Origin of the sequence: Cobetia amphilecti (assembly GCF_020217465.1) — a bacterium.
Classification (GTDB): domain Bacteria; phylum Pseudomonadota; class Gammaproteobacteria; order Pseudomonadales; family Halomonadaceae; genus Cobetia; species Cobetia amphilecti.
In genome coordinates this window covers 12,536-25,452 of the sequence record NZ_CP084115.1, presented here as the reverse complement: position 1 = coordinate 25,452, position 12,917 = coordinate 12,536, and the positions used below count along the sequence as shown (strand labels likewise).

Sequence of the window (12,917 nt, the reverse complement as noted above, 5' to 3'; positions counted from 1 at the left end):
CGAATTCTTGTGGTCTTGCCCGCTGAGCGGGTCTTGTCGCTATGAAGTCCGACGAAGGCGCGGGAGTGAAACTCGCACGGGGCCCAGTCTGGAAAGGCGGCGATGTTAGCACTTCCTCGCAAAAACGACAGAGCGACATTTCGGGGGTGATCAACGTGCCCTCGACGACAATGTGAACCTTTTCACACTCTCGCCTGGCACCTTGCCACCCTCGGCTTCCCCGAGATGACGCCCCGATGTTTCCTCGCTTGCCGCCCGGCGCATGCCGGCAGGATGGCTCCCGTCGACTGACCGGGCGGAGAGCGAGGAATGCATCAGGCCGCCAGCGCCAGGAAGAAACCGGCAATCGCCGCCGACATCAGATTGGACAGCGTGCCGGCGAGTACCGCCTTGAGCCCCAGGCTTGCGATCTCATGACGGCGTGTCGGTGCCAGACTGCCCAGCCCCCCCAGCAGGATGGCGATCGACGACAGATTGGCGAAGCCGCACAGCGCGAACGACAGCACTGCCATGGTGTAGGGCGTCATCACCGCGCCGGTGGCCGCGACGATGCTGTCACCGCTGAGGTAGGGCGCCAGATTGATGTAGGCGACGAACTCGTTCACCACCAGCTTCTGGCCGATGAAGGAACCCGCCAGGGTCGCCTCGCTCCACGGCACGCCCAGCAGGAAGGCCAGCGGCGCGAACAACCAGCCGAGAATCATGTCGAGACTCAGCGTGTCCATGCCGAGCCAGCCACCCACGCCGCCGAGAATGCCGTTGATCAGGCCGATCAGCGCGATGAAGGCCAGCAGCATCGCCCCGACATTGGCCGCCAGCTTGAGGCCGGAAGACGCACCGGAGGCCGCAGCGTCCAGCACATTGGAGGGCGCATCATCATCCTTGAGGGCAGCATCGGCGAGGGCGATCGAGTCATCCGGCTTCTCCGTCTCCGGGAACAGCAGCTTGGCGAACAGCAGCCCGCCGGGCGCGGCCATGAAGGATGCCGCCACCAGATATTCCATCGGAATGCCCAGCGCCGCATAGCCGCCCAGCACCGAACCGGCGACGGAGGCCAGGCCACCACACATCACCGCGAACAGCTCGGAGCGCGTCATGCTGGCCAGATACGGCTTGACCACCAGCGGCGCCTCGGTCTGACCGACGAAGATGTTGGCCGTGGCCGAGAGCGACTCGGTACGCGACGTGCCCAGCACACGCTGCAGGCCGCCGCCCAGCAGGCGAATCACCCACTGCATGATGCCGAGGTAGTAGAGCACCGCGATCAGCGATGAGAAGAAGATGATGATCGGCAGCACCTTGACCGCGAAGATGAAGCCGACACCACTGCCCGGATTGGCCAGGCTGCCAAACAGGAAGTTGATGCCCTGATCGGCATAGTTGACCACCTGACTGACGGCACCGGAGACACCGGCCAGCACTCCCTGGCCGAAGGAGGTGTAGAGCACGAAGGCGCCGATGGCCAGCTGGATGGCAAAGGCACCACCCACGGTACGCAGGCGAATGGCGCGTCGATTCGACGACAGCGCCACGGCAATGAGGATGAGCGAAGCCATCCCGACGAGACTCATGAGGGGATTCATTGGGAAGATCCTGAGGGTTCTTGTGGTTGTTATGGGTGCTGCGTGCAGGGCTGCGACGACCCGTTCTCAACGTCGTGCAGTGTTATCCTGCATTCTCACCATGTTCAAAAAGTCACAGCCTGACCAAATAGTCAATACGTCCGTTTTACCTCACGCCCACTTGTCTTCCAGTGCCAGACTGGCAGTGTCAGGGGCATTTTTGAGGTTCTCCCTGTGTGTCAGTGGTTTATCATCTGCTTCTGACGTGGGACGTGGCGCTTCAGCCCAGGTTTTCGCCAACGCTCCCTCATCGGAACCGGCACCAAAGGACAAAAGCCGCATGAACAATCACAGCGCCGCCCGACTCGACCGCCTGCAGGCCATTCTGCGCGAAGGCAGCCCTCTGCAACTGAGCGACGCCGCACAGCTATGCGCCGTCTCGGAGATGACCATTCGTCGCGACGTGGCGCACAGCAACGGACTGCTGGAAATTCTGGGTGGCCGCCTGTTGCTGGTCGATTCATCCGCCGGCAGCGTCTATCGCCTGGATCGCGAGATCGACGCCAGCGCCCCGATCAAGCAAGCGCTGTGCCAGCAGCTGGCCAGTCATATCGAGGACGGCGACACCCTGTACGTGGATTGCGGCACCACGCTGGTCCATCTTGCGGCCGCCATCGACCGCCAGCAGACGCTGACCCTGGTGACCTGCGCCCTGAATGTGGCCAATGCGGTCGGCCATCTGCCCGGGGTGCGGCTGGTGATGCTGGGGGGCCTGTTTCACCCGGCCACCCAGTCATTCACCGCCACCGACATGCCGGAAGCCATCCGCCGCCTCGGCATCAACAAGGCCTTTCTCTCGGCGGGCGGAGTGCATGCCGAGCGAGGCGTCAGCTGCTTCCATTTCCATGAGGTCGCAGCCAAGCAGGCCGCTCTGGAAAGCGCGATGCAGCGCTTCTTGATCGTCGATGCGCGCAAGTTCGAGATGGTGCGCCCCGCCTTCATCGCCCCGCTGAGTGACTTTGATGTGGTGATCAGCAATGCCAGCCCCGCCGCACGTGATTGCCTGGGGGCGCTGGAGGCAGAAATGGGCGTGACAGCCGAGCTTGTCGACTGCTGAGCTGCAGATTGCCGAGCCTGTCGATTGCTTCGCAGGAAAGAGCCAGGCCACTCGCAGCGCCAGACCACTGACAAACAGAAAACGCCGCACGATTGTGCGGCGTTTTCTGTCTGACCAGACAGTCAATGCACACTTTGCGTGCGCAGGGACGTCACAGCGGCAGGTGGTGCTCGAGCATCGCCAAGGTGCCACTCAGCGCGCCGCGATTGCGCTCCACGACCTGACTGGCCGCCTGACCTGCCATCTGCTGCGCGGCCTGATCCGAGAACAGCGCATTCACCGCCTCGGCCAATGCCGTGTCATCCGCGACGACCTGAAGCGCGCCTTCCGCGGTCATCACCTCGGCGATCTCGCTGAAGTTGTCCAGCGATGGGCCACTCAGCAGTGGCAGCCCCAACGCGGCGGGCTCGAGCAGGTTGTGCCCGCCGATGGGCATCAGACTGCCGCCGATAAAGGCGATATCACTGGCCGCATACAGCGTCAGCAATTCCCCGAGACTGTCACCGACCAGTACCGATACGGCGCCAACCACCTCGGTGCCGCTCTCTGACATGGCACTGCGCCGCAGGCTGCTCTCGCCGCGCGCCTGACACCACTGCGCCGCCTGAGCGGCCACTGCCTCGAAGCGCTGCGGATGGCGCGGTACCAACAGCAGCAAGGCCTGAGGATGCTGGTCACGCACCGCGGCATGCGCCGCGAGTATCTGGCCATCCTCGCCGTCATGCGTCGAGGCGGCGATCCATACCGGCCGCTGCGCGAATGACTGGCGCAGCGACTGGCCGTCGGCAATGACCTGTTCAGCAATGTCCAGTTCGAACTTGAGCGAGCCGACGGCCGCGCCGCACGCTGGCGGCAGGCCAAGCGCCATGAAACGCTCCAGATCCTGCTGCGACTTGGCCGACAGGCCACTGACGTGAGCAAGACTGTCGCGCATCAGGGCGCCGATCCTGCGATAGCGCTGGAAGGCGCGCGGCGACAGGCGGCCATTGATGACGCACAGCGCAATGTCATCCCGCGCGCAGGCCGCCATCAGGTTGGGCCACAGCTCGGTTTCCACCATGATCGCCAGCGCCGGACGCAGCCGACGCACGAAGCGCCGCGCGCTCAGCGGGAAATCCAGCGGCAGATAATGGTGACGGGCCGGGGCAAGCTCGGGCGAGCCCTGCGGGGTATGCAGCAGACGTGCGGCCTGTGCAGCGCCGGTGGCTGTCATGGTCGTCAGCACCAGCGGGCGCCGTGGGTAGCGCTGACGCAGTGCCTCGACGAGACTCGCCACCATCACCACCTCGCCCAGCGAGGCGGCGTGCAGCCAGATGGGGCGCTCACTGTCGGGCGTGGTGCTCGGCGTAGAGGGGATGATACCCAGCCGCTCCAGGCGCGGGTGCTGGGCATCGTGCTCGCGCCAGACCCGCTGCCAGATGAGGGGCGACAACAGGGTCAGCGCGGTGCTGTAGAGGCCGCGGGCAAGGCTCACGCCTAGTCCTCGCGATCGAGAATGGTGGCGATCATCGCGGTGGTGGAGACGCCGTCCTCGAAACCGAGCACGCGGACTTCACCGCCATTGGCGATAACCGCCTCTCCCCCGGCAATCTCTTCGGGACGATAGTCGCCGCCCTTGACCAGCACATCCGGCAGCACGGCCTCGATCAGGCGTGCCGGGGTGTCCTCGCTGAAGGGCACCACCCAGGCGACCGCACCGAGGCCCGCCAGCACCTGCATGCGGCGCAGCACCGGGTTGATCGGGCGTGTCGGCCCCTTCAGGCGTGCCACCGAGTCGTCGTCGTTGACGGCCACGATCAGGCGATCGCCGTGGCGTGCCGCTTCCTGCAGGTAGGCCACGTGACCGGCGTGCAGGATGTCGAAGCAGCCATTGGTCATCACCACGCGCTCGCCGCGTGCCTGGGCGGCCTTGACTGCCGGGATGAGCGCGGACTCCTGGATCACGCCGAATTCCGCCAGCTTGTCGCCGTGCAGCGCGGTGTAGAGCTCCGCCACCGACAGGGTCGCGGTGCCCGGCTTGGCGACCACCAGACCCGCGGCCAGGTTGGCCAGCATCACGGCTTCCGGGAAGGCGTGACCGGCCGCCAGCGCCAGGCCCAGCACGCCGATCACCGTATCGCCGGCACCGGTGACGTCGTAGACCTCACGCGCATGCGTCGGCAGGTGCAGCGGCTGATAGCCCTCGCGGATCAGGGTCATGCCCTTCTCGCTGCGCGTCACCAGCAGGGCTTCCAGCTCGAGCTCGGCACGCAGTGCCTCGCCCTTCTCGGCCAGTTCCTCATCGCTGCGGCACGGCCCGACGATGGTCTCGAATTCGGTCAGGTTGGGGGTGATGATGCTGGCGCCGCGATAGCGCGAGAAATCACTGCCCTTGGGGTCGACCAGCACACGCTTGCCCGCCGCACGCGCAGCGGCGATCAGCGCCTCGACCTGATTCAGCGAGCCCTTGCCGTAGTCGGAGAGAATCATCACGCCACTGGCGCCCAGCTCGGCCTCGACCTGGCTCACCAGCGCGCTGGTATCCACCTCGTGCAGCGGCTCCTCGAAATCGAGGCGCAGCAGCTGCTGATTGCGGCTCATCACGCGCAGCTTGGTGATGGTCGGCACGCTGTCACTGGCCTGGAAGCGCGTGATGACATTGGCGTTTTCCAGCGCGCGCGTGAGGATGGCAGCGTTGTCATCCTCACCGACCACACCCGCGAGGGTGGCATGTGCGCCGAGCGAGGCGATGTTGAGCGCGACGTTGGCGGCACCGCCGGGGCGGTCTTCGCTCTCGCCGACTCGTACCACCGGTACCGGTGCTTCCGGCGAGATGCGTGAGGTGCCACCGTGCCAGTAGCGGTCGAGCATCACATCACCCACGACCAGCAGGCGAGCCTGTTCAAGCGCAGTCAGATCAAGCTTCATCAGGCGTCTCCGCGTGCAGAGGGGGATTGGGAAGAAGAGGTATCCGTAGAGGAGACAGCCGCGACCGGCAGACGTTCGCAGCTCTGGCCACGAATGACGCCATCGGTGTCCGCCAGCAGCTCAGCGAGGCGCGCGATGACATCCTCGGCGCGAATCAGGCTCATGGCGTCCTGATGGCGCACGCGCTGGCCCCAGTTGATCTCGTCCATCTGCTTGTGAAGATAGGTCTTCACGGCGTCCGGATAGCGATTGACCACCAGATGCTGCCAGCAGTACGGTGCCGCGCGCTCGGGGTTGGTGGTGGCGTACAGGCCGATCACCGGCGTGTTGAGCGCATTGCCCATGTGCACCGGGCCGGAATCCGGCGCGATCACGGCCACGGCGCGATCGATCATCGCCAACAGGCCCTTGAGCGAGGTGCCACCGATGGCATCGATGACCGCGCCTTCGCTGACCAGCGCCTTGATGCGCGCGCCCATTTCACGTTCCTGCGGGCTGCCGCCACCGGTCATCACGCTGCGGATGCCATATTGCTGCCAGGCATGATCGACGACCGCCGCATAGCCTTCCGGCGACCAGTTGCGGAAGTTGCGCAGTCGCGGATTGGCACACGGACTGATGATCAGATACGGCGCCTCACCGGTGACGCGTGCGGCTTCGGTGTAGGCCTCGGGCGGTACATCGAGGCGCCAGTCGAGGCGGCAGTCCTCGACACCCAGCGTACGCGCGAAGTCCATGAACGACTCCAGCACGTGGGCGCGCTCTCTCGGGGCCAGCTGATGGGAAGTAAAGAGGTACTGCCAGTCCTTGGCGCGCGCACGGTCGTAACCGATGCGCACCTTGGCCTTGAGGCCCAGGGACAGCGCACTGGCACGCAGTGCCTGCTGCATGTGCAGCAGCACATCGAAGTGCGTGTCCTTGAGCTGCCGCCAGATGGCGCGCATGCCCGCAAGGCCGGTGGACTTGTCATAGACCACGAACTCGACCCCGGTCAGGCCGGACAGTAGACTGTGCTCCCCCTTGCCGACGATCCAGGTAATGCGGGCCTCAGGCCACTGACGCTGCAAGGCGCGTACCGTTGGCACAAGATTGCAGACATCGCCGAGAGCGGAGAGCCGGAGCACGCAGATATGTGCGGGCTGGGCAGGGAGAGGATGCTTCATGCGGATGGCAGTTTTCCGAAATGAGAATGCCCACATTCTATATGATGGCGAAACAGCGCCACAAATGACGCCGGACTGGTTCATGCCATCGTTCTGGCGCGAACACGACGCCGTGACCGGCGAAGCGCCGGGGCGCGGGGCGAGTCTGTTCCTCGATGTCTGTCGTTTGCCCGCCGAACTGCAACCCGCCAATACCACCGCGACACCGGCTCGCCGCTGGGCACTGCGCCCCTATCGTCGCGGCGGCCTGATCGCGAAGCTCGCCAGTCAGCGCTACCTCTATACCGGCCTTGAGCGCACCCGCGCCTTCGCCGAACTGCGCCTGACGGAGCGTCTGTATCGCCAGGGGCTGCCGGTGCCAGAGCCCGTCGGTGCCTGCGTGTGGCGGCATGGTCTGACCTACGAGGCCGCCCTGATCACGGTGCTGATTCCCGGCGCACGCGCCTTCGCCGATGACCTGATCGCCCTCGAAGCACAGCGCCTGACTGCCGGGGCCGAGCTGCCCGAGGCTCTGCTTCGCCTGCTCGACGCCACAGGCCACGCCATTCGCGCCGTGCATGACGCCGGGCTCGAGCATGTCGACCTCAACGCACGCAACCTGCTGATCGATGAAAGCGAACGCGTCTACGTGATCGATCTCGATCGCTGCCAGCTGCATGCCGAGGCTCCCACGGATGCACGCTGGCGCGAGAGCAATCTCTCCCGCCTGGGCCGTTCGTTGGCCCGCTTCACCCCGACACATCATGCGGCGTGCCTGGCCCGCATCCGCAGCGCCTATCAAGCTTGAGCCGACCAAGACTGATCCTTCACGCATGGCGCTTCCCGAATGGCACTTCAGAATACCGCCCGGCAAGGCATCGGCGACCATGCAGTGTACGATAGCGACATGAATCGTCGGCAGACGCATCGCCCAGGCGAGCCTGCCACTGAGTCCCATCGGCGCCTGCCACACCCCGTCGTGCTGCAGGCGCCCTTATGACAGAGACCGTCATGAATACGAGCGACGAGGCCCCGGCCGCCCATTCTTCTGATGGCAAGCTACACACCGCCGTACCCATCACCGGCTGTGTCATCACCCTCAATGAAGCCCACAACATCGAGGACTGCCTGCGCTCGCTGGCCCAGGTCTGCGATGAGCTGATCGTGGTCGATTCCGGCTCCACCGATGCCACCTGCGAGCTGGCGCGCAACATGGGCGCCGTGGTGATCGATCAACCCTACCTGGGCGACGGGCCGCAGAAGAATGTCGGGCCGAGCCATGCCAGCCACCGCTGGGTGCTGTCTCTGGATGCCGATGAGCGCCTGACCGACGGTGCCGTCAGCGCCATCCGGGAACTGGCACTCGACAGCACGCCCCATGATGGCTTCGCGCTACGCCGTCGCAACTTCATCGGCTCGCGCTGGGTGAGGCATGCCGGCTGGTATCCCGATTACTGCCTGCGCCTGTATGACCGCGAGAAACTCGCCTTCCGCGATTCGCGTCAGCACAGCTCGGTGCAGGCCAACCATCCCTGCGAGCTGGACGCCGATCTCGAGCATTACAGCTTCGCCAATCTCGGTGAACTGTTCGTCAAGGCCAGTGGCCGTTTCTCGAACCGCGCCGCCAAGATCATGTATCAGAAGGGAAAACGCGCCAACGCCTTCACTCCCTTCCTGCATGCCAGCAATGCCTTCATGCGCAAGTTCGTCTTCCAGGCCGGCTTCCGCGATGGCGTCGATGGCTTCTCGGTGGCGCTGTCAGCCAGCGTCAATGCCTACCTGAAATACGCCAAGCTGCTGGAATTCCAGCGCGACGCCAAGGTGCGTGAGGCCGAAGATTTCAACAAGGTATGGTGACCATGACCTCTAGCTGTGAGCCGACTGCCGCGCGAGGTGTGACGCGCCCGCTTCACGTACGCCATGTCAATCTGGCACGCGGCTTTCGCGGCGGTGAGCGCCAGACGCTCAACCTGATCGCGGACCTGGCGCGACGCGCAAGTCCGGGGGAGAACGGCGAAGCCGGTGCGCCGATCCGCCAGTCACTGGTGTGCCTACGGGGCTCGCCCTTGATCAGCGAACTGGCGGCGCTTGAGCTTGCCGTCACGGTGGACGTGATCGAGATCAGCGGACGCTTCAAGGGCCATCTCGGCCAGCCCCGCGCCGATATCGTGCATGCTCACGAAGCCAAGGCCGTGCACTGGGCATGGCTGCATCAGCGCCTCACCGGCACGCCCTACCTGCTGACACGCCGGGTGCCCCAGCCGGTGAAGGACAAGCCGTTCAATCGCCTGACCTATCGCGCGGCCGCCTGCCGGGTGGCGATTTCGTCGGTGATCGAATCTCACCTGCGGGAGCGCCAATGGGGCGAGACGGCGTTGATTCCCAGCACCCTCGCCCATCTGCCCAGCGACAAGCAGGCCGTGGCCGAGCTACGCCAGCATTTCGGCAATACGCCCGCAGGGGATCGTGTTGTCATCGGGCATGTCGGCGCCCTGGTGGACCGCCACAAGGGCCAGCGAGTGCTGATCGAGGCGGCCCGCAGGCTGCGCGACAGCCACCCGCAGCTGCTGTTCGTCTGCCTGGGCGCTGGTGAGGACGAGGCGGCCTTCAAGGCGGAAAGTGGCGATCTCGACAATCTGGTCTGGGAAGGCTTCCACACCAATGTCGGCGACTATCTGGAAGCCTTCGATCTGTTCGCCTTTCCGTCACGCAACGAGGGTCTCGGCTCGATTCTGCTCGACGTGATGGATCACGGCGTACCGATCATCGCAAGCGATGTGGATGGCATCCCCGATATCGTGCATGACGACAGCACCGGCGTGCTGGTACCCACCGGCGATGCCCAGGCACTGGCTGCCGCCATCGTGGCACTCGTCGCTGATGCACCACGTCGGGAGCGGCTGGTCGCGGGGGCACGGAGGCATCTGGCACGCTTCACTCCCAGCGCCATGGGCGAGGCCTATCTGGGGCTTTATCAGCGGCTGGCACGCTAGACCACTTTTCATCTCAGACAGCTGGCCCACAAGCACCTATCGTCCAGGCACCTATCATCCAAGTACCTATCGCCCGGCTAGAGAATAAAAAAGCCCTGTTTCATGTGAAACATCACAATGAAACAGGGCTTTTTTCGTTTTTCCAAACAGCAGGTCAGCAACTCAGGCGCGCGAATCACCGTCCTCCAGGCCGCGCAGATCCGGCCAACCTTCATCCACACCCAATACGGGATATGTCTTGGGATCCAGCGGACCTGGTTCGCTTTCGGGTCGACACTCACGCAGCGCAGCCTGCAGCCGCTGCAGGGCCTCACCGCCTTCGGCACCAGCGGTCACTCTGTCCCAGAACTCACGATGTACCGCCTTGATGACGACGGGCACGCTGGGCACACCGACCTGTTGCGCCATGGCCAGACGATGCAGGCCACGGTTGATCTTGAGCAGGCGACCCTCACGCGTCACCGCGACACCCATCTCGTCCTTGGTGACCCCCTGACGAAAGCCATTGCTGGCCATGTCCTGCAGATAACCGCGATAACAGCGCAGATAGCCGAGAATCTGCTCCTCACTGTCCATCAACAGCCCATCACGCGGAGACGCCCACGGCTTGCCCGCCTCCAGCAAGGCCTTCAAGTGCTGATAGCGCTCCGTCACCGTCAGGTCATCGCCATGCTCGATCAGGTCCCGCATCAGACGCGAGCGTGAACCGAAACGGAAGGCACCGCGCCGCAGGTCCCAGTCGCCATCCCAGATGAAGGCGTTGGAGGAAGGCCGGTTGCGCTTGTCACGCCCGAAGTTGACGTCGCGCACCAGCTCACGCGGATTGACCCAGACCGTCAACGCCTCCTGCCCCATCACGTCTTCCAGCGCATGACGCGGCAGGCCACGGCGCTCAAGGGACTGATGGCGTGCACGCTGGCGCTTCCAGCGCATCAACCAGCAACGACTGAACGGCAGTATCAGGTGGTGCTCGCACCAGGCACGCAGCGCCTCGATCCGCTGAGCACGCTGCATGGCCCCGCGCATGCGCGGGTGGATCAGATCATCCGTCGTACGGTTTCTCGGCAGGTTCACCGCGCATCCTCATCCAGCGAGATCGCCGTCAACAGTCGCTCGGGAGCAATATGGTTCAGGCAATTGGTATGCCCCAGCGGGCAGACGCGCTTGAAGCAGGGTGAACACTCCAGCGCCAGCCAGTGGATCTCGCGATTGGCCGTCAGCGGCGGCGTGTAATGCGGCGACGAGGAACCGTAGATACCCTGGATACGGGCCCCTACCGCGGCCGCGACATGCATCAGGCCGGAGTCATTGCTGACCACTTCCCGACACTCGGCGATCAGGTCCACCGCATCCGCCAGCCGCGTCTTGCCACACAGGTTGTGAACGCCCGCAAGCCCCTGGGCGATCTCCTCTCCCGCCGCGACATCCTTGGGGCCACCGAAGATGCGCACCTCGGCCCCCTGGCGAGTCAATGACTCGGCAAGCGCGCGAAAGTGCGCCAGCGGCCACTGCTTGGCCGGGCCATATTCCGCCCCGGGCATCATGCCGATGATGGGTGCCGGCGGCGCCACCAGTCCCAACTCGCCGCGCAAGCGCAGCTGATTGGCGCTGTCAGTGACCAGAGCGGGCTCCGGGATGCCCGCCGGCGGATTGGCCTCCTCAACGGGCAGGCCCAGCGACGTGAAGCGCTTGACGGTCTGATCGAGCACCGACTTGTCGAGCTTGCGGCACTCGGTGAGCAGGCCGTAGCGCTGCTCACCGGTGAAGCCGACGCGCACCGGAATGCGCGCGAAGAACGGCACCAGCGCTGCCTTCCACGAGCGCGGCAACACGATGGCGCGGTCGAAGCGCCCACGCAGCGAACGCCCGAGCTGCCAGCGCGCCTTAAGGGCGAAGTCACCATGCCCCGCCGGCAACGCCAGTGCCTCCTCGACCTCGGGCATGCGCTCGATGATCGGCTGCGACCAGGCGGGCGCCAGCACACTGATCCGGCAGCCGGGCGAGCGCTGCTTCAGCGTCATGAACAGGCTCTGCGCCATCACCATGTCGCCGACCCAGCTGGGCCCGACCACCAGAATGCGCTCACTCATGCCTTGCTCCTCTTCACGGCCAATCCTCCTTGCGGGTGCGCTTGCCCTGCCCCATCGCCCTTGCGAGGCAGGCGCTCACCCTCAATCCACACACGCTCAGTCCGCACGCGCTCAGTCCACACGTGCTCGGACTCAGCGATTCAGCCATTCGAGATAGGCGCGCGTGCCCTGGGCAACGGTCTTGAATTCGACGTTGCAGCCGGCCTTGCGCAGCTTGCCGATATCGGCACGCGTGAAGCTCTGGTAGCGACCCTTGAGGTTTTCCGGGAAGTCGATGTACTCGATCTCGCCCTTCTCGTAGTACTCGATGACGGTCTCGGCGATCGCCTTGAACGGCTCGGCGCGACCGGTACCCAGATTGAAGATGCCGGAGGCTTCCGGGTGATCGAGGAACCACAGGTTCACGTCGACCACATCACCGACATAGACGAAGTCACGGCTCTGCATGCCGGCATCGTAGCCATCGTAGGCGCCGAACAGCTTGGGGTTCTCGCCCGCCTTCACCTGGGTGTGATGGTGATAGGCTACGCTGGCCATCTTGCCCTTGTGCTGCTCACGCGGGCCGTAGACATTGAAATAGCGGAAGCCGACGACCTGGGTGGTCAGGCTGTCCCAGCGCTGGCGCACGTGCTGATCGAACAGCAGCTTGGAGTAGCCGTAGACGTTGAGCGGACCTTCGAACTCCGGCGTTTCCTTGAAGACCTGGCTGTCGCCGTAGGTCGCCGCGGAGCTCGCGTAGAGGAAGGGAATCTGGTTCGCTTCGCAGAAGTTGAGCAGCACCTTGGAGTACTCGAAGTTGTTCTCGAGCATGAACTGGCCGTCCCACTCGGTGGTGTCCGAGCAGGCGCCTTCGTGGAAGATCGCCTCGATCTTCGGCAACTCGGCATACTCGCCCATCAGGCTCGACTGGACGCGAATCAGGAAGTCGTCCTTGTCGAGGTAATCGGCGATGGTCAGGTCCGCCAGATTGACGAACTTGGTGCCGTCACTCAGGTCATCCACCACCAGGATATCGGTACGGCCGCGGTCATTGAGTGCCTTGACGATATTGGCACCGATGAAGCCGGCGCCTCCGGTAACGACGATCATTTGAGCTCCCAGAGCCT

The 12,917-nt window shown here is 64.6% G+C and carries 11 protein-coding genes; 4 read left to right on the top strand and 7 right to left on the bottom strand.

Annotation, left to right across the window (positions count from 1 at the left end; all coding sequences use genetic code 11):
• Positions 1-314: 314 nt before the first annotated feature.
• Complete coding sequence (locus LCW13_RS00100; protein WP_225347452.1) at positions 315-1,583, bottom strand: NupC/NupG family nucleoside CNT transporter; 1,269 nt, start codon at positions 1,581-1,583, stop codon at positions 315-317.
• 319 nt (positions 1,584-1,902) lie between these two features.
• On the opposite strand from LCW13_RS00100, the gene LCW13_RS00095 reads away from it, so the two are divergent.
• Complete coding sequence (locus LCW13_RS00095) at positions 1,903-2,679, top strand: DeoR/GlpR family DNA-binding transcription regulator (RefSeq protein WP_054556386.1); 777 nt, start codon at positions 1,903-1,905, stop codon at positions 2,677-2,679.
• A gap of 151 nt (positions 2,680-2,830) precedes the next feature.
• Here the strand turns inward: LCW13_RS00095 and waaA are convergent, their stop codons facing one another.
• From waaA to LCW13_RS00080, 3 genes are read right to left on the bottom strand one after another with little or no spacing between them, the layout of a single operon-like run.
• On the bottom strand, positions 2,831-4,153 hold the full coding sequence (waaA, locus tag LCW13_RS00090; RefSeq protein WP_153635006.1) for a lipid IV(A) 3-deoxy-D-manno-octulosonic acid transferase: 1,323 nt from the start codon (positions 4,151-4,153) through the stop codon (positions 2,831-2,833).
• Between the two features lie 2 nt (positions 4,154-4,155).
• Positions 4,156-5,586 (bottom strand): bifunctional D-glycero-beta-D-manno-heptose-7-phosphate kinase/D-glycero-beta-D-manno-heptose 1-phosphate adenylyltransferase HldE, encoded by a 1,431-nt coding sequence (gene hldE / locus LCW13_RS00085; RefSeq protein WP_043331637.1) that lies wholly within the window; start codon positions 5,584-5,586, stop codon positions 4,156-4,158.
• Positions 5,586-6,749: a glycosyltransferase family 9 protein gene (locus tag LCW13_RS00080; RefSeq protein WP_153635005.1), complete on the bottom strand. Its 1,164-nt coding sequence runs from the start codon at positions 6,747-6,749 to the stop codon at positions 5,586-5,588. Before LCW13_RS00080 ends, hldE begins: the two co-directional genes overlap by 1 nt.
• Between LCW13_RS00080 and LCW13_RS00075 the strand changes: the two genes are divergently transcribed.
• From LCW13_RS00075 to LCW13_RS00065, 3 genes are all read left to right on the top strand, one after another.
• On the top strand, positions 6,748-7,536 hold the full coding sequence (locus LCW13_RS00075; RefSeq protein ID WP_153635004.1) for a 3-deoxy-D-manno-octulosonic acid kinase: 789 nt from the start codon (positions 6,748-6,750) through the stop codon (positions 7,534-7,536). The genes LCW13_RS00080 and LCW13_RS00075 overlap by 2 nt on opposite strands.
• Before the next feature lie 203 nt (positions 7,537-7,739).
• A complete protein-coding gene (locus tag LCW13_RS00070; RefSeq protein ID WP_153635003.1) occupies positions 7,740-8,585 on the top strand; it encodes a glycosyltransferase family 2 protein in 846 nt (281 codons plus the stop codon).
• A gap of 2 nt (positions 8,586-8,587) precedes the next feature.
• Complete coding sequence (locus LCW13_RS00065; RefSeq protein ID WP_153635002.1) at positions 8,588-9,721, top strand: glycosyltransferase family 4 protein; 1,134 nt, start codon at positions 8,588-8,590, stop codon at positions 9,719-9,721.
• A gap of 162 nt (positions 9,722-9,883) precedes the next feature.
• On the opposite strand, the gene LCW13_RS00060 is transcribed toward LCW13_RS00065, so the two are convergent.
• From LCW13_RS00060 to rfaD, 3 genes are all read right to left on the bottom strand, one after another.
• Entirely contained in the window at positions 9,884-10,795 is a 912-nt protein-coding gene (locus LCW13_RS00060; protein WP_153635001.1) for a hypothetical protein, read from the bottom strand.
• Positions 10,792-11,811, bottom strand: coding sequence for a lipopolysaccharide heptosyltransferase II (gene waaF / locus LCW13_RS00055; protein ID WP_043331640.1), 1,020 nt, complete (start codon positions 11,809-11,811; stop codon positions 10,792-10,794). Before waaF ends, LCW13_RS00060 begins: the two co-directional genes overlap by 4 nt.
• A gap of 132 nt (positions 11,812-11,943) precedes the next feature.
• Positions 11,944-12,900, bottom strand: coding sequence for an ADP-glyceromanno-heptose 6-epimerase (gene rfaD / locus LCW13_RS00050; RefSeq protein ID WP_054556380.1), 957 nt, complete (start codon positions 12,898-12,900; stop codon positions 11,944-11,946).
• Between the last annotated feature and the right edge of the window lie 17 nt (positions 12,901-12,917).